At 67.1% G+C, this 22,428-nt stretch carries 16 protein-coding genes and 1 tRNA gene; 11 read left to right on the top strand and 6 right to left on the bottom strand.

What is annotated here, in order from left to right; all coding sequences use genetic code 11:
- Positions 1-168: 168 nt before the first annotated feature.
- The 6 genes from DTQ71_RS06575 to DTQ71_RS06550 all read left to right on the top strand — a co-directional run bounded on the left by DTQ71_RS06575 (position 169) and on the right by DTQ71_RS06550 (position 9,903).
- Positions 169-2,964, top strand: a complete 2,796-nt coding sequence (locus tag DTQ71_RS06575; protein ID WP_109563476.1) for a TRAP transporter permease — start codon at positions 169-171, stop codon at positions 2,962-2,964.
- 18 nt (positions 2,965-2,982) lie between these two features.
- Positions 2,983-3,408 carry a universal stress protein gene (locus DTQ71_RS06570; protein ID WP_109563475.1) on the top strand — a complete coding sequence of 142 codons (426 nt, stop codon included), beginning with the start codon at positions 2,983-2,985 and terminating at the stop codon, positions 3,406-3,408.
- A gap of 79 nt (positions 3,409-3,487) precedes the next feature.
- A complete protein-coding gene (locus DTQ71_RS06565; protein WP_109563474.1) occupies positions 3,488-4,456 on the top strand; it encodes a carbon-nitrogen hydrolase family protein in 969 nt (322 codons plus the stop codon).
- Between the two features lie 63 nt (positions 4,457-4,519).
- Complete coding sequence (locus tag DTQ71_RS06560; protein WP_109563473.1) at positions 4,520-7,261, top strand: aminotransferase class I/II-fold pyridoxal phosphate-dependent enzyme; 2,742 nt, start codon at positions 4,520-4,522, stop codon at positions 7,259-7,261.
- Positions 7,262-7,344: 83 nt separating this feature from the next.
- Entirely contained in the window at positions 7,345-8,796 is a 1,452-nt protein-coding gene (locus DTQ71_RS06555; RefSeq protein ID WP_109563472.1) for a biotin carboxylase, read from the top strand.
- A 132-nt stretch (positions 8,797-8,928) separates the two neighbouring features.
- A complete protein-coding gene (locus DTQ71_RS06550) occupies positions 8,929-9,903 on the top strand; it encodes a C45 family autoproteolytic acyltransferase/hydrolase (RefSeq protein ID WP_109563471.1) in 975 nt (324 codons plus the stop codon).
- A 1,288-nt stretch (positions 9,904-11,191) separates the two neighbouring features.
- Here DTQ71_RS06550 and DTQ71_RS06545 read toward each other — a convergent pair.
- The 3 genes from DTQ71_RS06545 to DTQ71_RS06535 form a co-directional block, all read right to left on the bottom strand.
- Positions 11,192-11,923: a L,D-transpeptidase family protein gene (locus DTQ71_RS06545; protein ID WP_170125318.1), complete on the bottom strand. Its 732-nt coding sequence runs from the start codon at positions 11,921-11,923 to the stop codon at positions 11,192-11,194.
- Between the two features lie 508 nt (positions 11,924-12,431).
- A complete protein-coding gene (locus DTQ71_RS06540; RefSeq protein ID WP_109563469.1) occupies positions 12,432-13,268 on the bottom strand; it encodes a universal stress protein in 837 nt (278 codons plus the stop codon).
- 89 nt (positions 13,269-13,357) lie between these two features.
- A complete protein-coding gene (locus DTQ71_RS06535) occupies positions 13,358-13,567 on the bottom strand; it encodes a hypothetical protein (RefSeq protein ID WP_109563468.1) in 210 nt (69 codons plus the stop codon).
- 398 nt (positions 13,568-13,965) lie between these two features.
- On the opposite strand from DTQ71_RS06535, the gene DTQ71_RS06530 reads away from it, so the two are divergent.
- Positions 13,966-14,337, top strand: a complete 372-nt coding sequence (locus DTQ71_RS06530; protein WP_109563467.1) for a hypothetical protein — start codon at positions 13,966-13,968, stop codon at positions 14,335-14,337.
- A 59-nt stretch (positions 14,338-14,396) separates the two neighbouring features.
- Here DTQ71_RS06530 and ppsA read toward each other — a convergent pair whose 3' ends face one another.
- Positions 14,397-16,790: a phosphoenolpyruvate synthase gene (ppsA, locus tag DTQ71_RS06525; protein ID WP_109563466.1), complete on the bottom strand. Its 2,394-nt coding sequence runs from the start codon at positions 16,788-16,790 to the stop codon at positions 14,397-14,399.
- Positions 16,791-17,113: 323 nt separating this feature from the next.
- Here ppsA and tig point away from each other — a divergent pair, with 323 nt between their 5' ends.
- Positions 17,114-18,439 carry a trigger factor gene (gene tig, locus DTQ71_RS06520; RefSeq protein WP_109563465.1) on the top strand — a complete coding sequence of 442 codons (1,326 nt, stop codon included), beginning with the start codon at positions 17,114-17,116 and terminating at the stop codon, positions 18,437-18,439.
- 63 nt (positions 18,440-18,502) lie between these two features.
- Here the strand turns inward: tig and DTQ71_RS06515 are convergent, their stop codons facing one another.
- On the bottom strand, positions 18,503-19,699 hold the full coding sequence (locus DTQ71_RS06515) for a PQQ-dependent sugar dehydrogenase (RefSeq protein ID WP_109563464.1): 1,197 nt from the start codon (positions 19,697-19,699) through the stop codon (positions 18,503-18,505).
- A 252-nt stretch (positions 19,700-19,951) separates the two neighbouring features.
- Positions 19,952-20,455 (bottom strand): Hint domain-containing protein, encoded by a 504-nt coding sequence (locus DTQ71_RS06510; protein WP_109563463.1) that lies wholly within the window; start codon positions 20,453-20,455, stop codon positions 19,952-19,954.
- 132 nt (positions 20,456-20,587) lie between these two features.
- Here DTQ71_RS06510 and DTQ71_RS06505 point away from each other — a divergent pair.
- From DTQ71_RS06505 to DTQ71_RS06495, 3 genes are all read left to right on the top strand, one after another.
- Positions 20,588-20,672 (top strand) — tRNA-Leu (locus tag DTQ71_RS06505).
- Positions 20,673-20,722: 50 nt separating this feature from the next.
- Positions 20,723-21,910 (top strand): glycerate kinase type-2 family protein, encoded by a 1,188-nt coding sequence (locus tag DTQ71_RS06500; protein ID WP_109563462.1) that lies wholly within the window; start codon positions 20,723-20,725, stop codon positions 21,908-21,910.
- A 31-nt stretch (positions 21,911-21,941) separates the two neighbouring features.
- Complete coding sequence (locus DTQ71_RS06495) at positions 21,942-22,397, top strand: DUF1499 domain-containing protein (RefSeq protein ID WP_170125317.1); 456 nt, start codon at positions 21,942-21,944, stop codon at positions 22,395-22,397.
- Positions 22,398-22,428: the final 31 nt, after the last annotated feature.

Here is a 22,428-nt window from a genome sequence, read left to right as displayed (position 1 = left end):
TTCGGGGCGGACATACTGGAAGTCGCCAGTCTGGGATCGCGGTCACCGGAGCTGGCATGGAAGTCATTGACCGCAGGACGAACCCGGTGGGCGCGGGGTGCATGCGCCTCCGTCTGGGTTCCGTAAGGCGACCCGATCCGCCAGGGCGCCGGTCTCAAGGGGGACAGCATGACGGATAACGACAAGCGTGACGCCGACCAGACGCAGGCTGCGGCGGTCGAGAATGCCGCCGCCGGGCGCGGCGGGCTGAGCCAGGCCGAACTCGACGAACTTGTCGCCTCCTCGGATACGGGTGGGCGCGCGGGGTCGCCGGGCGTCGCCAAGTTCATCATGCTCGTGGCCGTCGCGTGGTCGCTGTTCCAGCTATGGTACGCCTCCCCCCTCCCGTTCATCTTCGGCTTCGGCGTGTTCAATTCGACCGAGGCGCGCTCGATCCATCTCGCCTTTGCGCTGTTCCTGGCTTTCGCGGCCTTCCCCGCGGCCCGCACCAAGGTACAGATGGTCCTTGGCATCGGCATCCCACTGCTGATCGGCACGCTCTTTATGATCTCCGCGGGCGACGGGCAGCCGTCCTGGTGGATTCCGATCGTCATGATCGGGATCGTCGGCGCGGTGGTCTTGGGCTCGCCGAAGGACAACATCCCGCCCTGGGAATGGGCGCTGGCCATCATCGGCGCTGGCGCGTCACTCTATATCCTCGTGCAATACGACGCGATCGCGAACCGGGTCGGCGCGCCCATCCCGGCGGATTTCGTGGCGGGCGTCGTCGGCATGATGCTGCTGCTGGAGGCCACGCGCCGCTCGCTTGGCCCCGCGCTGATGATCGTGGCAAGCGTGTTCCTGCTCTATACGGTGCTCGGGCCCTACATGCCGTCGATCATCGCCCATGGCGGCAACAACCTCAGCCAGATCGTCAACCACCACTGGATCACGACGCAGGGCGTGTTCGGCATCGCGCTGGGCGTCTCGACCCAGTTCGTATTCCTCTTCGTGCTCTTCGGCTCGCTGCTCGATAAGGCGGGCGCGGGCAATTACTTCATTCAGGTCGCCTTCTCGCTGATGGGCCATATGAAGGGCGGACCGGCCAAGGCGGCGGTGGTGTCCTCGGGCATGACGGGCCTGATCTCCGGCTCCTCCATCGCCAACGTGGTGACGACCGGCACGTTCACGATCCCCCTGATGAAGAAAGTCGGCTTCTCCGCCGAAAAAGCCGGCGCGGTCGAGGTGGCCTCTTCGGTCAACGGCCAGATCATGCCGCCGGTGATGGGCGCGGCGGCGTTCCTGATGGTCGAATATGTCGGCATTCCGTATTTCGACGTGGTCAAGCACGCTTTCCTGCCCGCCGTCATCTCCTACATCGCGCTGGTCTACATCGTGCATCTGGAGGCGGTGAAAGCGGGGATGGAGGGTCTGCCGCGCGCCTATGAGCCCAAGCCTCTGGTGCGGCGCCTCATCGGCATCGCCTTCGCGATCGTCGTCATCTGCGTGGTGTCCTTCGCGACCTATTACGGCATCGGCTGGCTGCGGCCCGCCTTCCCGAATACGGCCGGCTACATCCTCTTCGTGCTCTTGGCGCTGGTCTATATCGGCCTGCTCTACGTCGCCTCGCGCGAAAAGCCGCTGGAGCTCGACGACCCGAACGCGCCGGTCACCGTGTTGCCGCTGCCGGGACCCACGGCGCGGTCTGGTCTGCATTTCATCCTGCCGGTCGTGGTGCTGGTCTGGGCGCTGATGGTCGACCGTCTGAGCCCCGGCCTCTCGGCCTTCTGGGCGACGGGGTTCATGATCTTCATCTTGGTCACGCAGAAGCCCCTTCTGGCGCTGATGCGCGGCGAGGGCGCCTTCGGCGGCGCGATCGTCGAAGGCTTCAAGGATCTTGTCTCGGGGCTGGAGACCGGCGCGCGCAACATGATCGGCATCGGCATCGCCACGGCGACCGCCGGCATCATCGTGGGCGCGGTCAGCCAGACCGGCGTCGGTTCGGCCCTGGCCGAAGTGGTGGAGGTGCTCTCGGGCGGCAATATCCTGGCCATCCTCTTCCTGACGGCGATCCTCTCGCTGATCCTGGGTATGGGCCTGCCGACGACGGCCAACTACATCGTCGTCTCGGCCCTGCTCGCCCCGGTCATCGTCACGCTGGGCCAGCAGAACGGGCTGATCGTGCCGCTGATCGCGGTGCATCTCTTCGTGTTCTACTTCGGGATCATGGCGGACGTGACGCCACCTGTGGGTCTGGCCAGCTTCGCGGCCGCCGCCGTCTCGGGGGGCGATCCGATCCGCACCGGGGTCGTGGCGTTCTTCTACAGCCTGCGGACCGCGGCGCTGCCCTTCCTGTTCATCTTCAACACCGAGCTGCTCCTGATCGAGGTGGGCTGGGCGCAAGGCATATTCGTCTTCATCGTCGCCACCGTCGCGATGCTTCTCTTCGCGGCGGCGACGCAGGGCTGGTTCCTGGCCAAGAACCGCATCTACGAGACGATCGCGCTGCTGCTGATCGCGTTCACGCTGTTCCGTCCGGGCTTCTGGATGGACATGATCGCGCCCCCCTTCGAGGAGGTGCCGCCCGCGCAGATCGTGGAGGCCGCGGCCAACACGCCAGTGGGCGAGGATCTTCGCATCCGGGTCGCTGGCCTCAATGACATCGGCGACCCGATCGAGTTCGTGGCCCTCATCGAGATGGGCGACGGGGCGACCGGCGAGGACCGTCTCATGGATGCCGGGATCGAGTTCATCCAGGATGGCGACCGGATGATCATCGACAACGTTGCCTTCGGCTCGGTGGCGCAGGATGCCGGTCTCGACTGGGATCAGGAGGTGCTGCGCGTCCTGCAGCCGGTTCCGGCCCCGTCGAAATACTTGATGTTCATCCCGGCTCTGGCCCTCCTGGCCCTTGTCGTCTGGCTCCAGCGGGGCCGGGCGGCGAGAACGCCGCCCCCGGCGCGGCGCGAGACGGCGCAGGCATAACGACGGAAGGCAAAGACCATGTTCGAAAACATCCTACTGCCCGTCGATCCCGCGCATGACGAGAGCTGGAAGCAGGCCGTGCCCTTGGCTCTGAGATGCGCCGCGGGAGAGGGCAAAATCCACCTCCTGGGAATCGTCCATGATGTCGGCGGCCCGCTCGTGGCGAACTACCTGCCGGAGAACTACGTCCAGCATGCGATGGAGCATGTGAAGTCCGAGCTCGAGGCCCTCGCGGAGAAAGAACTCTCCGAGGCCAAGAGCGTCGAGGTTCACGTCGCCGTCGGCCATGTGGCCGAGACGATCCTGCGGATCGCCGAGAGCCTGTCCGCCGATCTCATCGTCATGGCCTCGCACCCGCCGAACGAGCTTCGGACCCTGCTGGTGGGCAGCCAGGCCGACAAGGTGGTCCGGCACAGCCCGATCCCCGTTCTGGTGGCCCGATGAGTTTCGCCGGGCGCAGGGCGCCGGGCCTTACGGCCTGCGCCCGGCGCCCGGCATTCGCGAGCAAGAGAAAAAAGAAAATATGACACCTTTCGCAATCGCCGGCGTTCAGATGCACGTCTCCGCCCTCCACTCCAACGTGGAGGGCATGCGGCACCGCCTCGACATCCTGATGGCGCGCTTTCCCTGGACGCAGATGGTGCTCTTCAGCGAGCTGGCGCCGTTCGGCCCGCTCCATCAATATGCGCAGTTCTTCCCGAACGAGACGCTCGACAGCTTCCGCGAGGACGCGAAGCGCCATCGGATCTGGCTAATCCCCGGCTCGATGTTCGAGAAGACGGCGGACGGCAAGGTCTACAACACCTCCGTGGTGATCAATCCCGAGGGTGAGATCGTCGCGACCTATCGCAAGATGTTTCCGTTCCGGCCCTACGAGGAGGGCGTTGAGGCAGGGACCGAATTCTGCATCTTCGACGTGCCGGATGTCGGCCGCTTTGGATTGTCGATCTGCTATGACATCTGGTTCCCGGAGACGACGCGGCAGCTGACCAGCCAGGGGGTCGAGGTCTTGCTCAACCCCGTGCTGACCGGCACGACGGACCGCGACGCGGAGCTGTCCATCGCGCGGGCCACCGCGGCGCAGTTCCAATGCTACGTCTTCGCGGTCAACGGGCTGGCGGCGGGGGGCGTCGGCCGCTCGATCGTCGTCGATCCGACGGCGACCGTTCTGCACCAGTCCGCCGGTCAGGAGGACATGTTCCCGATCGAAGTGGACATGGACCAGGTGCGGCGTCAGCGGGAGACCGGTCTGCGGGGGCTGGGGCAGGTGCTGAAATCCTTCCGCGATCGCGAGGCCGAGTTCTCGGTCTATGACCGGCAGAGCGGGGCGGATGCCTACCTTCACACCCTCGGTCCCCTCGAGACGCCGAAGCAAGGCGCGCAGAGCGGCCTCGGGGCCGCCGATCCAAGGACCGCGCTCGAACACAGCCGGGAGCCAGAGGCCCCGCCACCGGCCTTTTCCGTCGTCGGCGGCAAAATGGGATCGGACTGACACGACAAAGCGACCCGCGTGCCGACACGGACATGCAGGCTTGGCCAAAGGGAGTACGGCCGGATGAACCTCCAGTCTTCAGAACGAAAGTTGTCCTCGATCCGCGACTACTATAGCGCGACACAGCTGCGGGCGGATCGATGGTCGGTCCTGCGGGAAGTGGCGGAGGGGCTGCACTCCGCTGAGCCGGAGAGCGCGCAGCTCAAGCGCCTGCTGCTGCGCGCCGAGGAACTCTTCGAGCAACTGACCCCGATCGAGACCTATTGGGCGTTTCCCGGGCGCGATGCCTTCGACATGCTGCGGCGGCATCTCAACCACGGAAATGCCGAAGAGCTTGCCGTCGGGGTGCGCCGCGTTGCGCGGGCGCTGACCTCCGGGGCCTATCGGCGGCGGCGCATCCCGCTGGGGACCGACGAGGTCGACAACGAGGATTACGAGGACGAAGCCTCGCTCTCGCCCGAGGCGCGCGCCCTGGGGCGGCCCTATTTCGAGGTGATGATCGTCGATGAGGTCAACGAGCAGCAGGAACGGTTCCTGCGCGCCAATCTGCAAAGGATGCGCCGGGCGGAGGATCCGTTCATCTACGAGCCCGTGGTCGTGCCTTCGCTCGAGGACGCGCTGATCGGGATCCTCTTCAATCACAACGTTCAGGCGGTCGTCGTTCGGCCCGGGCTCCGGCTGAAGTCGCGCAACGATCTGCCGATCCTCAACCGCTATCTCCGGCCCGTGGGCAATGAGGGCGTGGACGATATCGACCCGCATGAATACGGTCCCGAGACGTGCCGCTTGATCGCCAAGATCCGGCCTGAGCTCGACGCCTATCTGGTCACCGACCGCTCCGCCGAGGATATCGCGGGGCTCGATCTCGGTCGCTGCCGTCGAGTGTTCTACAACCAGGAGGACTTCCTGGAGTTGCATCTCAACATCCTGCGGGGCGTGAACCGGCGCTACAAGACGCCCTTCTTCACCGCGCTCAAGGAGTATTCGCGCCAGCCCACCGGGGTGTTCCACGCCATGCCGATCAGCCGGGGCAAGTCGATCAGCCGGTCGCACTGGATCCAGGATATGGGGGCGTTCTACGGGCCCAACATCTTCCTTGCCGAGACCTCGGCCACGTCCGGCGGGCTCGATAGCCTGCTGGAGCCGCGCGGCCCGATCAAGGAAGCGCAGGACATGGCAGCGCGGGCCTTCGGCGCCAAGCAGACCTTCTTCGCCACCAACGGCACCTCGACCTGCAACAAGATCGTGGTGCAGTCGCTGGTGCGGCCCGGCGATATCGTGCTGGTCGACCGCGACTGCCACAAGTCGCACCATTACGGCATGGTCCTGGCCGGGGCGCGGGTCGTCTACATGGATAGCTACTCGCTGAGCGAGTATTCGATGTATGGCGCGGTGCCCACGCGCGAGATCAAGCATCACCTGCTGAAGCTCAAGGCCGAGGGCAAGCTGGACCGCGTGCGCATGGTCCTGCTCACGAACTGCACCTTCGACGGGCTCGTCTACAATGTGCAGCGCGTGATGGAGGAATGCCTCGCCATCAAGAAGGACCTGATCTTCCTTTGGGACGAGGCCTGGTTCGCCTTTGCCCGCTTCGGGCCGACCTACCGGCAGCGGACGGCGATGGGCGTGGCCAATACCCTGCGCGAGACGTTGCGGACGCCGGAGGCCGCCGCCGCCTATGAGGATCAGCAGAAGGCCCTGGAGAACGCCGACGAGGAGGCCTGGCTGGAGACAAGGCTGGTGCCGCCGCCCGACGCGCGGGTCCGGGTCTATGCCACGCAATCGACCCACAAGACGCTGACCTCACTGCGCCAGGGCTCGATGATCCATGTCAACGATCAGGACTTCAAAGGTGAAGTGGAGCAGTCCTTCCACGAAGCCTACATGACCCACACCTCGACCTCTCCGAACTACCAGATCATCGCCTCGCTCGATGTGGGGCGGCGACAGGTCGAGCTCGAAGGCTTCGAGTTCACGCAGCGGCAGGTGGAAAGCGCCATGTCGATCCGGCGCGCCGTTTCGACGCATCCGCTTCTGAACAAGTATTTCAAGATTCTGACCGCCGAGGACATGATACCTGCCGAGCACCGTCAGAGCGGGGTCGAGAGCTATTTCGACCCTGAGCACGGCTGGTCGGACATCTGGGAGGTCTGGAATCAGGACGAATTCGTCCTGGACCCGACCCGCATCACCCTCGCCGTCGGCGGAACGGGTTGGGACGGGGACACGTTCAAGACCAAGATCCTGATGGACAAATACGGGATCCAGATCAACAAGACGTCGCGCAACACCGTGCTCTTCATGACCAATATCGGCACGACGCGCTCGTCGGTCGCCTATCTGATCGAGGTTCTGGTGGAAATCGCGCGGGAACTCGACGAGTTGCTCGACGATGCGTCCAAGATGGAGCGGCGCTCCTTCGAGAACCGGGTCGCGGCACTGGTCGAACATGTGCCGCCGCTTCCGGATTTCTCGCGGTTTCACGACGCGTTCCGCACCGATGGGGCGACGCCGGAGGGCGACATCCGGACCGCGTTCTTCCTCGCCTATGACGAAGAGAATTGCGATTATCTGTCGCTCGAAGAGACCCACGAGCGGGTGAAGGCGGGCGAGGAGCTGGTGTCGTCGAGCTTCATCATCCCCTATCCGCCGGGCTTTCCCATCCTCGTGCCCGGACAGGTGATCAGCCCTGAAATCATGGCGTTCATGCGCGCGCTCGACGTGAGCGAGATCCACGGGTTCCGGGCGGATCTGGGCCTCCGGGTTTTCACGCCGGAGGCGCTTAAGACCGTGGTCAGCGTCTGAAGGCGACGCTGACCAAATGCGACAAACGAGGACGGCTCGAGTGGGCCGGCACAAGGACCGAAGACGGGAGCAACAGGACCGATATGCCTAAGAAAACACTGAGCAACATCTCGGAAATCCGGCGGTACTTTCACACCAACAAGGACCCGATCTACTTCGTCTCGGCGACCAACTTCAACCTGCTCGGGATCGACGAATGGGTGAAGAACTTCAAGTATATCTGCTACATGGACTGCTTCGATGGGCGCCATCCAAATGTGCTCTGCCCGTCAGAGCTGCCCCATGACGAGTTCCAGTCGATCGAGGACATCAACAACTACCTCCTCTCCCACAAGGAGGTGATCGACTATGTGACGGCGCGCGGCGGAAAGCCGAAATTCGTCTTCCTGATGTTCGACGAAAAGACCGAAAAGCTGGTCAAGGAACTGGGCGGCGAGGTCTGGTTCCCCAAGGCCAAGCTACGCCAGTCGATGGACAACAAGATCGAGACTGTCCGCGTCGGCAACAAGGCGGGTGTGCCCTCGGTGCCCAACACCCTGGCCGAGGTCACCGGATGGGAGAACCTGGTCGAGACGGCCGAGAAGGCCGGCATCGGCACCGACCTCGTGCTGCAATCGGCCTTCGGCGACAGCGGGCACACGACCTTCTTCATCAATTCGGAGGCTGATTTCCGCAAGCATGAGCACGAGATCGTCGGCGAAGGCGAGATCAAGATCATGAAGCGGATCGATTGCCGGGGCTCCGCGATCGAGGCCTGCGCCACCTCGCAGGGGACCATCGTCGGCCCGCTCATGACCGAACTCGTGGGCTTCAAGGAGCTGACCCCCTATCGCGGCGGCTGGTGCGGCAACGAGATCTTCTCCACCGCCTTCTCGCCCAAGCAGCGGCAGCAGGCGCGGGAACTGACCTTCCAGTTCGGCGAGCAGCTCCGCAAGGAGGGCTATCGCGGCTATTTCGAGCTGGATTTCCTGATCGACAAGAAGAACGACGACATCTGGCTGGGGGAACTCAACCCACGGATCACCGGCGCGTCCTCGATGACCAATCACGCCGCCTTCGCCCATGCGGACGCGCCGCTCTTCCTGTTCCACCTGCTGGAGTTCTCGAAGAAACCGTTCTCGCTCGATGTCGATGAGCTGAACGCCCGCTGGGCGGACCCGGACATGATCGACAGCTGGTCGCAGATGGTCATCAAGCACACCGAGGACAATGTCGACATCATCACCAGCGCGCCCCAGTCCGGCATCTACAAGATGCTGCCGGATGGGCAGGTCGTCTATGACCGGTTCGACTATCACCGCCGCGCCGTGGAAACCGAAGACGAAGCCTTCTTCCTGCGGATTTCCAATGTCGGAGACTACCGCTATGAGGGCGCGGACCTCGGCATCCTGGTGACGCGGGGGCGGTCCATGACCAAGAACTTCCAACTCACGCCGAAAGCGAAACAGTGGATCGACGGGATCAAATCGGCCTATACGGCCCGGCCCCTGCCGTCGGCCCGCGCGGCGGAGGATTACGCGTTCAAGATCATGTAGGAGACATGATCGAGGGCCGTTTCTTGGCCGGGCCGGGCATCCCCCGGCCCGGCCTGGATCCTTGGGCCGGCGCGAGACGCGGCCCAGCAGGCGGCCCGGCTGCGACCCCAAGCGGCAGAGAAGGATGGCACAGTGTTCCGCGCAGTCAGTGAGGACTCACCCGGGCCGAAATGGGCGGCGCTCTTCAACGAGTATTGGCCCGCCTATCGGAGATGGTGGTCGCGCGAGGGCCTGAGCGGCCGGCCCACCTACCGCGAGAGCCTCACCGCCCTACGCACGCACATGCCCGAGATCGTGCCCCTTTATGAGGAACTGTGCGAGCTGGTCGGGGGTGGCGACAGCCAGGCCCGGTTCCTGAGCTACTATTGCCCGCCGCGCTATCTCGCCGGATGCAGCCAGGCGATCTGGCCCGGCGAAGAGCCGCTGCTCGTGCGCAATTACGACTACGACGTGACCGCCTTCGACGCCGTTCTCCTGAAGACGCGGTGGCAAGGGCGCGGCGTGATGGGAATGGCGGACGGTCTCTTCGGCCTCGTCGATGGGATGAACGACGCGGGGCTGGCCGTCTCGCTGACCTTCGGCGGCCGGCGCGCGGTCGGGGAGGGCTTCGGCGTGCCGCTGATCCTGCGCTACATCCTGCAAACCTGCGAGACGGCGGAGGAAGCGGGCCGGGTGCTCGAACGGGTGCCCTGCCACATGAGCTACAACGTGACCGTGCTCGACGCCCGCCGCCGCTATCTGACGGCCTATCTGGCACCCGATCGGCCCACGGTCCTGAGCCACGCCGCCGTCGCCACCAACCATCAGGACCGCGTCGAGTGGCAGAGCCACGCCCGCTTGACCGCCACCGTCGAGCGCGAACGCTTCCTGTTGCACCGTCTGACGCTCCATCCGGAAACCCCGGAGAAATTCATCGCCTCTTTCTTGCGTCCACCGCTCTATTCGGTCGCCTTCGGAGAGGGGTTCGGCACGCTCTACACGGCCGCCTACCGCCCGAAAGCGGGGCAGATGGACGTGATGTGGCCGGGCTCCGATTGGCGCAAGAGCTTCGACCATTTCGAAGAGGGCGTGATGGACATCGTCTATCCCATGAATGCCCGGGTCTGACGGTCGCGTTCGCCGACCCGCGCGCGATACCCTCGTCTTCCCCTGCATGTGCAGGTCTGCCGCGGACCGGCGTTGCCGATCCTCCCCTCGTCAGAGGGGACGGCCGGAGCGGGTCCGGGCGTCCTGCCGATCGGAGCTGGGACAGCCAGTGCCAGAGCCCGTCAGCCGGAGGACGCGAAGAGACGCAGAAGACGTGCAGGACGCAGCTCGGCCATTCGACCAACTCTCGGACGCAATCGGCTCCGTCTGCCGCCTCTTCGCACCAGACGAATGCCGAAACGACCTCCGCAACGCAGGCTACGCGCCAGAATTCCGATCCCGCGCTCCAAGGGCGCGCGCCGCCCAGGGGGCGTAAGCTTCAAACATGAAAGGTTGCGAGCGGTCTGGCACAGGCGGGGGCTGCTACTCTGAAGGAAACTGACTGGCAGGTACGGCCAATCAACGCGCTCAATGGCTCTGTTAGAAAAACCTGGCCTGCGCCGGGGCTGAGCGCTCGGTCAGATACTGCCAACACCGAGCCCAACCCTTTGACGTGGTTCAGGACCAGCTCCGAAATAGCACGGCTGGCGGTGATGCCCTATGTCCGGTTTCCTTTTTCCGTACTGTCGAGGGATCCGCTCTACGGGCGCGGCCTTGAGATCAGCCATGAGACTGTCGGCTCTGATGGCATGGCTTTGGCCTGATGCTCGTCGCCAAGATCCGCAAGCGCGCTACCGCGAGGATGAAGTCTGAAGTCCGGCGGCTGGCGGCGGGGCGTCGACGCGATGTTTGTGAAGATCAGGACTGAGTGGCAAGACCGGATTGCCCCCACAGAATTGGTCCAGCGACTGGCGCAATTCTGCACCGAAGTTTGGGGGACCAAGGAAATGGCTGGGACGCGAGAAAAGACCGAGGATTTCGTCGTGAAACTGCGGTAGGTTGAGGTGCTGCAGGCGCAAGGCGTGAGCATTTCCGAAGCCGCGCTCCGTCTCGGCGACACCGAAGTGCTCGGGATCGGTCTACGGCGCCAGGCAGCGCGGCGACTGGCATCTGGCGGCGCTTTTCTCCAACACCGCGCGCGCACGACCTTGATCGGACATATGACCGGGTCGTGAATTTGGTTCACCACGAAGACGGCGCCAAGTTCTGCCGCGCCTTGGGAGGCGAACGCCGCGGCCCGCTTTCGGGCAAATAAGCTATCTGCGGTCGGGAGGCGGATTGCGCCAGCGCCGGGAAACCGAGGCCGCGTCCCTGGGACAGGAGGAGGCGGCCGTCGCGCCGTCCGGCAGGGGTCGGGGGCTGGCGACCGTCACCCGGAGTCGACTTCAAGGCAGCCCGCCTCCTCCAGCTTCGCCGACGGGCTCAGCCCGTAAATATCCGGATGCTCGACCACCGTGCCCGTCTCGTCCGGGAAGCGCCGCAGATAGGCCAGGACCACCGGAACCGGCTCCGTCGGGACGTCGGTCGTCCGCCCTCCCTGGGCGAGCCGGTGGACCTCGGCCAGTGGCCAGTCGAGAAGCCAGGCAATCAATCGGTCCCAGGCTTCGACCCTGACGCATCCATGGGAGAGGGCGCGGACCTCCTTTTCGAACAGCTCGGGCCTGTTGGTGTCGTGCAGGTAGACCAGGAGACCCGGCTGCAGCCGCACGGCGGCGAGGCCCAGCGGATTGTTCGGTCCGGCCGGCCAGATCCGGTTGGGATACTCGCCGCTCGCGACCATGGACGGCGTCGGCCGCCAGGTCGGGCGGAACCGCACGACAGTGGCGTAGGTCTCAAGCCGCGGGGTGCGATGCCAGGGCGTGCCGACGATGACGCGGCTGCGCAGGACGGGCACGGCGTCCTCGAAAGCGATCATTTCGAAGGCCGGGATATTGACGACGATCGCCTTGCCGCGCTCGGGGAGCACGAGCGGGATGTCATGGGCGTCGAGCAGCGCCTGGAATGTCGCGTCCTGGCGAAGGGGCTCGGCCGGGCCGGGGGGCGCGGAGACGGCCAGCAGGCACGCCGCCAGGGCGAAGATCACTCTGCGAGAGCGGCTCATCCAGCCCTGACAAGCGGGTGCCTTCGGGGAACCGGCGCGCCTCCCCTCGATGCCGGCCATCGCCGCTTTGTGCCGGGTCCAAGTCAGGTGCATCGGTCTCAGGGTCTCCGCTCCGTTCGCACCCAGCATAGCGATTCACCAGCGCCGCGCTTGACGCTCGTCAACCGGGGCGACCGCGGCGCGGTTCGGCGTCTCCCGGGTGGGGCGGCACTGGGCGGTGGCCCGCCCCTCCGACGACGGCCCCGGATATGCGAGACTGGGCGGGCAGGGCGGGCCGATCCCGGCCGCCGGACGGGCACGAACCCGAACAACCGGCACCCGGCGGAAAGCGTGATGCGCGGCACCCTTCGCCCCCTTGGCGACCTGCCAAAGGGCGACTCGGTCCGATGGCGTGGCACCGACCGGAGCGCGGTCCTCGCTGACCGCTCCGGGGGACGTGTGGCATCTCAGCGAAGGCGTGCCTCCGGCCCGGAACGCCCGGGCGGAGTCGGGTGGCCGCTTGCGGGCATCAGTGGGAGAGCAGAACGGGAAGCCGGTCCTGACGCGTGATTGACCGGGTCGTGCCTCCGAGAAGGAACTGGCGCGCGCGGGAGCGCGCGAAGGCGCCAAGGACGAGGAGATCGGCGTCGAGATCCCGGCAGGAGCCCAGCAGCGTCTCGGCGACACCCTCCGGTTCGATCTCGCGCCTTTCGACGGAGACCGTGCATCCATGCCGCGTCAGCCAATCCCGCAAATCCGGCACGGCGGCGTCGGCTGACGCGCCACTTATGCCGGCTTCCTCGATCCGCAGGATCGTCACCCTTTCCGTCCGTCTCAGGATGGGCAGCGCCCTGTGGATCGCCCGCAGGGCGGGCATGCTTCCATCCCAGGCGAGGGCGGCATGGCGGGGGGCGAGCGCGGCGCTCAGTCGGGGGGCGTTCAGCACGACGCCCACGGCGCCGTGGAACAGCATCTCGGACAGCAATTCCTGACGAGCGAGGACGTCCAGCACCGCGAGATCGCAGAACGCCGCGCGGCGCGTGACGGCTTCGCCGAGCGTCGATGGCTCCTCCAGGACCGAGGCGACCTCCCCGTCGAAGCCCATTTCACGCAGCATCTCCCGGAGGCTCGCGGCTCGGCTGGCCATGATGTCGGCTTCGTCGCTCAAGCGCGCGATCCAATCCTCCGGGAAGACGATCGGCCCGTAAGGCGGCGACCCCCGCGACAGCACGGGAAGCGGCTCGCTTCTCTCGGTGAGGAGGACGCGAATGTGGAACGCGGCGGGATCGAGGTCGTCGAGGGCGCGCCGTAGAGCCTCGTCCGTCAGGTTCATGTCGGTAATCAGAAGAACCGTGGATTGCGCCATTTCGCGCCCCTTTCCTGTCACGTGTCGGCCTCCGGGCGAGGCCGGGTCGTCCTCTGCCGTGCGCTGCTCGGCGCGGGCTGGAGCGCGCGTCATTCGAACTCGGATGGCCCGGGATCGGGGGGCATCTCGGGCGAGATCGACGGCGGCGAGGGATCGATCGTCGGCGGTTCCTCCGGCGGCCCTTCCGGCGAGACCGGGTCGCTTGATGGGGGCAGTTCCGGCTCCGCGGGCGGGGGCGTTTCGTCGGGGGGGCGCGGCGTGTCCGGGTCGCCGCCGGTCAGGTTCGCGTGGGATGTCATGGCTAGGGCTCCGTATCTGGGTCGGGATCGCGGTCGGTTCAGGGCCGGACGCGCTCCGTGAGATCCGCCACCATCTGCGCCGAGAGGGCGGGCAGGGCCCGGAGGCGGGCCAGGGTCGGTCTGCGCGGCATCGCTCGGGACATCGGCCTTCTCCTGAAGCGGGTTTCGGATGCCCGGATTAGAACCGCCGCAACCGGACTCGGATTTGACAGCGGTCAAACCGGGCGCGCGCCCGATCCGGGTAGTCTCAGCTCGGCGCCCGGAGGTCTGGGGATCGCGCGATGCAGGCAGGCGTGCCGCCATGGGCAGTACGCCTTCGGTCCCGCATCGCACCTCAGCCGATGGAAGGCAGGCCGCCGTCGAGCTCGCCCTCGACGCAACAGAGAGGAAGAGACCCGATGAGCGACCTTGAACTGGATGTCCTGATCGACCGGCTGGAGACGCAAAGCGACCTGACCTTGGGCGATCTGTCCTCGGTGGCGCTCGCGCTGAGCCATTTGCGTCCCGATATCGTCACCGACCCGAAGGCGACGGCGCGCCATCTCGATCAGACGGACGGCGTCATGCATGTCGCCGATCTCGCCTATCCGAACTGGGCCGTGAACGTGCATGGACGCGCCAACGACAAGGACGGCCATTGGCGCTGCACCCTGCGCGAGGGCGACACCCGCGACAACGACCGCGTCATCGGCTCCGGACGCTCGCCGGTGCTGTCGCAGGCGATTCTCGCCGCGCTCCTCCGGCTGGCGGACGCCACGCGCGGCGGCTGAGGCGTCGCCCCCTTGGCGGGCGGCACGCCCGCCGAGGCGCGGCCCCGCCCGTCGGGAGGCTACGCTTCGTTTTCCGCTTCGGAGACGTTCCGCAAGACCTGGGCGAAGCTGTCCGGCGTCACCGAGATGCTGTCGATCCCGAACCCGACCAGCCGCCGCGCATAGGACGGATCGTTGCTGGGCGCCTGCCCGCAGAAGCCGACCTTCACGCCCGCCGCATGCGCTTCGCCGATGAGCCGTTCGATCATCCACAGCACCGAAGGGTCGTCCTCCCGGAACGATGCGGCCAGCGCGTCGGAATCGCGGTCGATCCCGAGCGTCAGCTGCGTCAGGTCGTTCGAGCCGATGGAGAAGCCGTCGAAGCGCTGCGCGAACTCCGCGGCGCGGATCACGTTCGTCGGGATCTCGGCCATGACGTAGACTTGCAGCCCGTCGCGCCCCCGCTCCAGCCCGTGCTCCGCCATCACGGCCAGAACCCGATCGGCTTCCTCCGGCGTGCGGCAGAACGGGATCATGACGATCACGTTCTCGAACCCCATGACCCCGCGCAGCCGGGCGATGGCCCGGCATTCCAGGGCGAAGCCCTCCCGGTAGAGATCGCTGTCATAGCGCGAGGCGCCGCGCAGGCCGATCATCGGGTTCTCCTCGGAGGGCTCGAAGTCCCGCCCGCCCAGCAGGTCGGCATATTCGTTGGTCTTGAAGTCGCTCATCCGCACGATCACGGGCTTCGGGTGACAGAAGGCCGCGATCCGCGAGAGTCCCTGCGCCAGGCGCTCGACGAAGTAGTCCGGGGGGCTGGCGTAGTCGGCGGTCAGCGTATCGATGCGCGCGCGGGCCTCCGGGTCGGTCACCCGTTCGGGATGGATCAGGGCCATCGGGTGCACCTTCACCGTGTTGTTCACCACGAACTCCATCCGGGCGAGGCCCACGCCATCGACGGGCAGGCGCCACCAGCGAAAGGCGGCTCCGGGATTGGCGAGGTTGAGCATGACCTGCGTCGCGGGGCGGGGCAGGTCGCCCAGCGCCTCCTCGGTCACGGCGATCCGCGCGGCGCCCTCGGTCACCTCTCCCCGCTCGCCGCCGGCGCAGGAGACGGTGACCTCCTGCTCGTCGTGAAGGACGCGGGTCGCGTCGCCGCAGCCGACGATGGCGGGCAGGCCGAGTTCCCGGCTGACGATGGCGGCATGCGACGTGCGTCCGCCATGATCGGTGACGATGGCCGCCGCGCGCTTCATGATCGGAACCCAGTCAGGGTTGGTCGTGCTCGTGACCAGCACCGAGCCATCCACAAAGCGGTCGATATCGGCGGCATCCTCGATGATCGAGACGCGCCCCGTGACGGCGGCGCTGCCGACGCTGAGGCCCGCGGTCAGGACGCGGCCCGCCTCGCTGACCGCATAGGAGCGCAGCTTGCCCGCATCGGCCCGCGACTGCACCGTTTCGGGCCTTGCCTGCACGATATAGATCTTGCCCGTCTCGCCGTCGCGCGCCCATTCCATGTCCATCGGACAGCCGTAGTGATCCTCGATCACGACGGCCTGGCGGGCCAAGTCGACGATCTCCGCGTCGCTCAGCACGAAGCGGGCACGCTCCGCCTTCGAGGTGGGCACGTTGCGCGGGACGCCGTCCGGCCCGTGGACCATCTTGATCGCCTTCGCGCCCATCGCCTTCTCGAGGATCGGCGCGCGCTCCGGATCGTTCAGGAACGGCTTGAAGACCTGATACTCGTCCGGGTCGACCGCGCCTTGCACCACGTTCTCGCCCAGGCCCCAGGCTGCGTTGATGAGGACGGCGTTCGGAAAGCCGGATTCCGTATCGATCGAGAACATCACGCCGGACCCGCCGGTATCGGCCCGGACCATGCGCTGCACGCCCACCGAAAGCGCGACCTGGTCGTGGGCAAAGCCCTTCATCTGCCGGTAAGCGATGGCCCGGTCGGTATAGAGCGACGCGTAGCAGCGCTTGCAGGCGTCGAGCAGAGCCTCATCTCCGGTAACATTCAGGAACGTCTCCTGCTGGCCCGCGAAGCTCGCGTCGGGGAGGTCTTCGGCCGTGGCGGAGGAGCGGACGGCGACAGGCGCCGCGATGGGGACGTCCCACTGCCCAACCCCGTGGCCCAGTGCGCGGTAGTGGGTTCGGATCGCCTCGGCGATCCCGGCGGGCCAGTCGCCCGACAGGATCATCGCCCGGATGCGCTCCCCGGCGACAGACAGCGCGATCCGCCCGGCGGCGAGCGCGTCCAATTCCTCGGCGATCGCGGCGTTCAGCTCGTTGAAGGCGAGATATTCGCGAAACGCCTCCGCCGTGGTGGCGAAGCCCGGCGGCACGGCGATCCCCTTGGGCACCAGCGCGCCGATCATTTCACCCAGGGAGGCGTTCTTGCCGCCGACGCGGGCGACATCGCCGCGCCGCACCTCCGCAAAGTCGAGGACATGGGGGGTCGCGTTGGTCATTCGTGTCTCCGCTTCTCTCGCCTTGGTCCCGGGCAGAGTGTGACATTGGACGGAGTGCGGCGGTTGACGCCCGTCAATCGGCGCGCGTCCCGGCATCGGCACCGCCGCCCCCTCGCGCCGATCGGCGGAGCCGCGGTTTCCGCCCGCTCTTGGCGGCCACATGGCGAGGACGGCGGATACGCCGGACGAGCGTCCTGCAAATCCCCTTGCGCCCCCCGGTCGCTCTCCCTAGACAGGCGCTCGATTTCGGCCCGCCCTATTGGCGGGCCTTTGACCTATGGGGCGCGGCGCGCCCCTGACCAATGAGCTAAGGACGACGCGACATGCAGGTGACCGAGACCCTGAACGAAGGCCTCAAGCGCGGCTACACCATCACGGTCCCCGCCGCCGACCTTGACGCCAAGGTGAACGAAAAGCTGACCGAGGCGCAGCCCGAGATCGAGATGAAGGGTTTCCGCAAGGGCAAGGTTCCCATGGCCCTGCTCAAGCGCCAGTTCGGCCAGCGCCTGCTGGGCGAGGCCATGCAGGAAGCGATCGACGGCGCGACCACCAAGCATTTCGAGGAGTCGGGCGACCGTCCCGCGATGCAGCCCAAGATCGAGATGGCCAATCAGGACTGGAAAGAGGGTGACGATGTCCATGTCACCCTGTCCTACGAGGCGTTGCCCGACGTGCCCGAGGTCGACTTCTCCGGCGTCAAGATCGAGCGTCTGACGGTCGAGCCCGCCGAGGCCGACATCCAGGAGGCGCTGGAAAGCCTCGCCTCCAACGCCAAGACCTTCAAGACCAAGAAGGGCAAGGCGGCCAAGGGCGATCAGGTCGTGATCGACTTCCTGGGCAAGGTCGATGGCGAGGCCTTCGACGGTGGCGCGGCCGAGGATTTCCCGCTGGAGTTGGGCTCCGGCAGCTTCATCCCGGGCTTCGAGGACCAACTCATCGGGCTCAAGGCCGGCGAGGAGAAGGACGTCGAGGTCACCTTCCCCGGGGAATATCAGGCCGAGCATCTTGCGGGTAAGGCCGCTGTCTTCGAGTGCAAGGTCAAGGAAGTGAAGAAGCCCGCCGAGGCTACGATCGACGACGAACTCGCAAAGCAATTCGGCGCCGAGAGCCTGGACGCGCTGAAGGAGCAGATTTCCGGCCGCCTCGTGCAGGAATACCAGGGGGCCGCGCGTCAGGTGGTCAAGCGCCAGCTGCTCGACCAGCTCGACGATCTGGTCAGCTTCGACCTGCCGCCCAGCCTCGTCGAGGCCGAGGCGGCGCAAATCGCCCACCAGCTCTGGCACGAGGAAAACCCGGACGTGCAGGGCCACGACCACCCCGAGATCGAGCCCACCGAAGAGCACAAGAAGCTCGCCACGCGCCGCGTGCGCCTTGGCCTGCTGCTGGCCGAGCTGGGCCAGAAGGAGGGGGTCGAGGTCACCGATGCCGAGATGACCCAGGCCATCATGAATCAGGCGCGCCAATATCCGGGGCAGGAGCGGGAGTTCTTCCAGTTCATCCAGCAGAACGCCCAGGCGCAGCAGCAGCTGCGCGCGCCGCTCTTCGAGGACAAGGTGATCGACGTCGTGCTTGAGAAAGCCGACGTGACTGACAAGCCGATCACCAAGGAAGAGCTTCAGGCCGAGGTCGAGAAGCTCGAAGAGATCTGAGGCCACGGCGCCGCGACAGGATCAGGGCGCCCCTCGGGGCGCCCTTTTTTCTTGCCGCGGCGCTCAGGACGGGTTTGCTGGCGTGATGTGAAAGACCGACCCGTCCTGGAAATCCGTCAGCACGATGAAGCTGCCATCGGGCTGCACCTCGACATCCCGGACGCGTCCGAGATCGCGCAGCAGGCGCTCCTCGGCGACGACCAGCCCGTCCTCCAACTCCAGCCGCACCACGCCGCCGGGGTTGAGCGACGATGCCAGGATGTCACCGTTCCACTCCCGGAAGGACGCGCCGGAATGGAAGGCCATGCCGCCGGGTGCGATCACTGGGTCCCAGAAATACACGGGTTCCTCGACACCCTCCATCGACGCCTGCCCGCTGCCGATCGCGCCGCCTCCGGAGAAGCCGTAGCGCTTTCCATAGCTCACCAGCGGCCAGCCGTAATTCGCCCCCGCCTCGGGGCGGTTGAGCTCGTCGCCGCCGGCCGGTCCGTGCTCGATGGTCCAGAACGTGCCGTCCGCGTCCACGGCTGCGCCCTGGATGTTGCGGTGGCCGTAAGACCAGATCGTGTCGATCGCGTCGGCATCGCCGACAAAGGGATTGTCGGAGGGCGCCGCGCCGTCGAGCGTCACGCGGATGACCTTGCCATAGGTCTTGTCGAGATCCTGCGCGAAGGGCCGTTCTTCGTCGGAGAAATGCTCCCCCGTGGTGATGGCGAGTGTGCCGTCGGGCAGAAACACGGCGCGGCTGCCGAAATGCATCGGATTGGCGCTGGGCGGGGTCTGCACGAAGATGTCCTCGACCTCGGAGACGGCGCTCAGATCGTCGGACAGGATCATGCGCGCCGCCGCTGTGGCGGAGCCGCCATCGACCGGCTTGGCATAGGTCACCACGATGGTGCGCGTCTCGGCGAAGTCCGGGGCGAGCACCACGTCCAGGAGGCCGCCTTGCCGCCGTGCGACTACGTCGGGCGTGCCGGCGATCGGATCGGACAGGGTGCCGTCGGAGGAGAGGTGACGCAGGCGGCCCGGCCTTTCGGTCACGAGCCATCCGGCGCCATCGGGCAGGGTCGCGATCCCCCAGGGATGGACCAGGCCATCGGCCAGAACCTCGCGCGAGAGCGAGACGCCGGAAGAGACCAGCTCCGCGCGGAATTGCTCGGGGAAAGCGGGTTCGAAATCGGTGTTGCGGGTGCCCCAGGTGAAGGTTTGAGCGCAGGCGGCGGCCGGGACCAGCAGCGCCATGAACGTGACGAAACGCATAGGGTTCTCCTTGCAGGTCAGGATCCCGGCGAGGGTAGGGCGTCAAGAGCCGAAGTCATCCTTGGGGCGGGCGACTGCGTCCGAGCGCGGTGGGCGCCGCCACACCCCGTCTGGGCAGCGCGGCGAGATCTTTGTGGTTCCGTCTGGGGGCGGTCTGGCGCGCGATGCGATGATGCAAACGTAGCGGGGCGCAGCCGCGCGGTCAGGCCCGGAGGCTTGGGGCCGCGACCTGCTCCCCGCGGTCAGCCGTCCTCACGCATCCGCGCCGTCGACCACGCCGGCTTCGCTGCGTCCCGTGGGCAGTTCCAGACCATTCGCCCAGATCGTCGCGGGGCGGCCCAGGTCGAGGCGGTAGACCTCGTCTCGGCCGGCGGGCACGATTTGCCGGGCGTCGCGCAGGCGCGCGGCGGGGACCAACGCGCGCTCGGCGTCGAACAGCGCGGAGGCGCGCCAGTCGCGGAGAACGAGATGCTGATCGGCTGCGACGCGGGTCTCGCGTTCGGGTCGGGCGATGCCCAGGCTGTCGGCGGCGATGCGGTAGACCGGCGCGTCCGCCGGGGCGATGGCGCGGATCGGGCGCATGCCGGCCTCGCGGGTGATGACCCGATCGCCGGGGCGGAGGCATTCGACCGGGATCTCGCCCCTTGCCGTGAGGATCCGGGTTCCACGAACAATCCCGCCGCGCGCGGTCGGTCCCACAGGCCGTGCGGCACGGCGGATGAGCTCTTCTGCGTTCATGCGGAGTTGGACGGTCATGGCGTTTCTCCCGATGGGCGACTCGGCCTGGATTGTTCGAAGATGCGCCCGAAATGCGGCACAACAGGGGCAAGGGCGCGGACTCCTCGTGGCCCTTCCCGCCGGTGTTTTCGGGTGCTAAGGGGACCGCGAGCGGGTGTGGCGGAACTGGTAGACGCACCAGATTTAGGTTCTGGCGCCGCAAGGCGTGGGGGTTCGAGTCCCTTCACCCGCACCACCTTCGCCGTGGCCGGCCGCCTTTGGCGATGACGGTCCGCGGAGGGGGCGATGCGCGACGGCTTGATTGACATTTTCATGGCGGGCGTGCGCCGGGCGGACCCGGTCGCGGCTGTGACCGGCGCATTGACGGACGTCGCGCGGCCCGACGCGATCCTGGCCGTGGGCAAGGCGGCGGGGGCGATGTCCCGGGCTGCCCTGGCCCGCTTTCCGGGCGTGCCATGCCTCGTCGTCACCAACCCGGAGAATGCCGCCGAGATCGCGGGGGCCGAGGTGATCCTGGGCGGCCATCCGGTTCCCGACGACGGGTCTGAACGGGCCGGGACCGCGCTTTTGGATTGGGCGGGACGGCTTGGATCGGGCCAGCGCGCATTGGTGCTGATTTCGGGAGGCGGTTCGGCGCTGGCCGTGGCGCCGGTCGCGGGCGTCAGCCTCGCGGACAAGGCGGAGGTGTCGCGCCAGCTGTTGAGCGCCGGGCTGGACATCCGCGCGATGAACCTGGTGCGGCAGTCGCTCAGCCGGATCAAGGGGGGCGGGCTGGCGCGAGCGCTGGCGCCCGCGACGGGGACGGCGCTGATCCTGTCGGACGTGGTGGGCGACGACCTCTCGGCCATCGCCTCGGGGCCTTGTGTACCGCCCTTGGGGCCTCCGGAACAGGCGGTGGCGCTGCTCCGTCGCGAAGGGCTTTGGGAGCGGCTGCCGGAGAGCTGCCGCGTGGCGCTGGCACAGGCGCAGCCTGTCGAGACCCCGGCGATGGAGACGCGCCTGATCGGCTCGAACCGGCTCTCGGCGGAGGCGATGGCCGCCGCCGCGCCGGGCGCCGTGCTCGACCCCGTGCCCCTGGAGGGCGATGTCGCCGAGGCGGCGGCGCGCGTGGCGCGGGCGGCGGCCCCGGGGACCCGGCTCTGGGGCGGGGAGACGACGGTGGTGCTGCGCGGCTCCGGGCGCGGCGGGCGCAACCAGGAGCTGGCCCTGCGCGTCGCGCTCGCGCTGGAGGGGGTGGGCCGGCCTTGGGCCTTCCTTTCGGGGGGCACGGACGGGCGGGACGGTCCGACGGATGCGGCCGGGGCCTTGGTCGATGACGGCACCCTGGCGCGCGCCCGAGCGGCGGGGATCGACGTCGCGGCCCGGCTGGCCGAGAATGACAGTTATCCCGTGTTGCAGGCGACGGGCGATCTGCTGATCACCGGCGGGACGGGCACCAATGTCGCCGATCTGCAAATCCTGCGGATGGGGTGACGCGGGCGGTCCGTCGCCCTATCTCCAGGCCATGGTAAGACGACTTCTTCTGTTGGGCGGCCTGGCCGCCGTCGCAGGCGCGGGCTTCGTGCGGACCGCGCCGATGGATCCCGAGACGTGGCATGCCGACCCGGAGGCGGGCGCGCGGACGGGTAAGCCCAACGACTACCTGGTGGCGGAGGGCGGCGACCGGCCCGCGCTGCGCCTCGACCGCGCGCCGCAGGAGGTCGCGGCGCAGTTCGACGAGATCGCGATGGCCGATGAGCGGGTCGAGCGCATCGCGGGATCGCCCGACGAGGGCCATGTGACCTATGTCCAGCGCTCGCGGCTCATGGGCTTTCCCGACGCGATCTCGGTCAAGGTCTCGCCCGAGGGCGACGGCGCCCGCGTCAGCGTCTGGAGCCGCTCGCGCTATGGCCATTCCGACCTGGGCGTGAACCGGGAGCGGGTGGAGCGCTGGCTGTCGGCCTTGGAGTCGCGGGGCTAACCCGGAGCGGCGCGCTCCCTTGCATTGTCGC

It is taken from the genome of Jannaschia seohaensis (assembly GCF_900116765.1).
GTDB classification, from domain to species: Bacteria; Pseudomonadota; Alphaproteobacteria; order Rhodobacterales; family Rhodobacteraceae; genus Jannaschia; species Jannaschia seohaensis.
Note: the sequence above shows the minus strand (reverse complement) of the source record. Positions and strands in the feature narration are given on the sequence as shown.

Coding starts and splice junctions, on each gene's coding strand:
- DTQ71_RS06575 (WP_109563476.1), top strand. CDS start 169: ATGACGGATAACGACAAGCGTGACGCCGACCAGACGCAGGCTGCGGCG.
- DTQ71_RS06570 (WP_109563475.1), top strand. CDS start 2,983: ATGTTCGAAAACATCCTACTGCCCGTCGATCCCGCGCATGACGAGAGC.
- DTQ71_RS06565 (WP_109563474.1), top strand. CDS start 3,488: ATGACACCTTTCGCAATCGCCGGCGTTCAGATGCACGTCTCCGCCCTC.
- DTQ71_RS06560 (WP_109563473.1), top strand. CDS start 4,520: ATGAACCTCCAGTCTTCAGAACGAAAGTTGTCCTCGATCCGCGACTAC.
- DTQ71_RS06555 (WP_109563472.1), top strand. CDS start 7,345: ATGCCTAAGAAAACACTGAGCAACATCTCGGAAATCCGGCGGTACTTT.
- DTQ71_RS06545 (WP_170125318.1), bottom strand. CDS start 11,923: ATGAGCCGCTCTCGCAGAGTGATCTTCGCCCTGGCGGCGTGCCTGCTG.
- DTQ71_RS06540 (WP_109563469.1), bottom strand. CDS start 13,268: ATGGCGCAATCCACGGTTCTTCTGATTACCGACATGAACCTGACGGAC.
- DTQ71_RS06535 (WP_109563468.1), bottom strand. CDS start 13,567: ATGACATCCCACGCGAACCTGACCGGCGGCGACCCGGACACGCCGCGC.
- DTQ71_RS06530 (WP_109563467.1), top strand. CDS start 13,966: ATGAGCGACCTTGAACTGGATGTCCTGATCGACCGGCTGGAGACGCAA.
- ppsA (WP_109563466.1), bottom strand. CDS start 16,790: ATGACCAACGCGACCCCCCATGTCCTCGACTTTGCGGAGGTGCGGCGC.
- tig (WP_109563465.1), top strand. CDS start 17,114: ATGCAGGTGACCGAGACCCTGAACGAAGGCCTCAAGCGCGGCTACACC.
- DTQ71_RS06515 (WP_109563464.1), bottom strand. CDS start 19,699: ATGCGTTTCGTCACGTTCATGGCGCTGCTGGTCCCGGCCGCCGCCTGC.
- DTQ71_RS06510 (WP_109563463.1), bottom strand. CDS start 20,455: ATGACCGTCCAACTCCGCATGAACGCAGAAGAGCTCATCCGCCGTGCC.
- DTQ71_RS06500 (WP_109563462.1), top strand. CDS start 20,723: ATGCGCGACGGCTTGATTGACATTTTCATGGCGGGCGTGCGCCGGGCG.
- DTQ71_RS06495 (WP_170125317.1), top strand. CDS start 21,942: ATGGTAAGACGACTTCTTCTGTTGGGCGGCCTGGCCGCCGTCGCAGGC.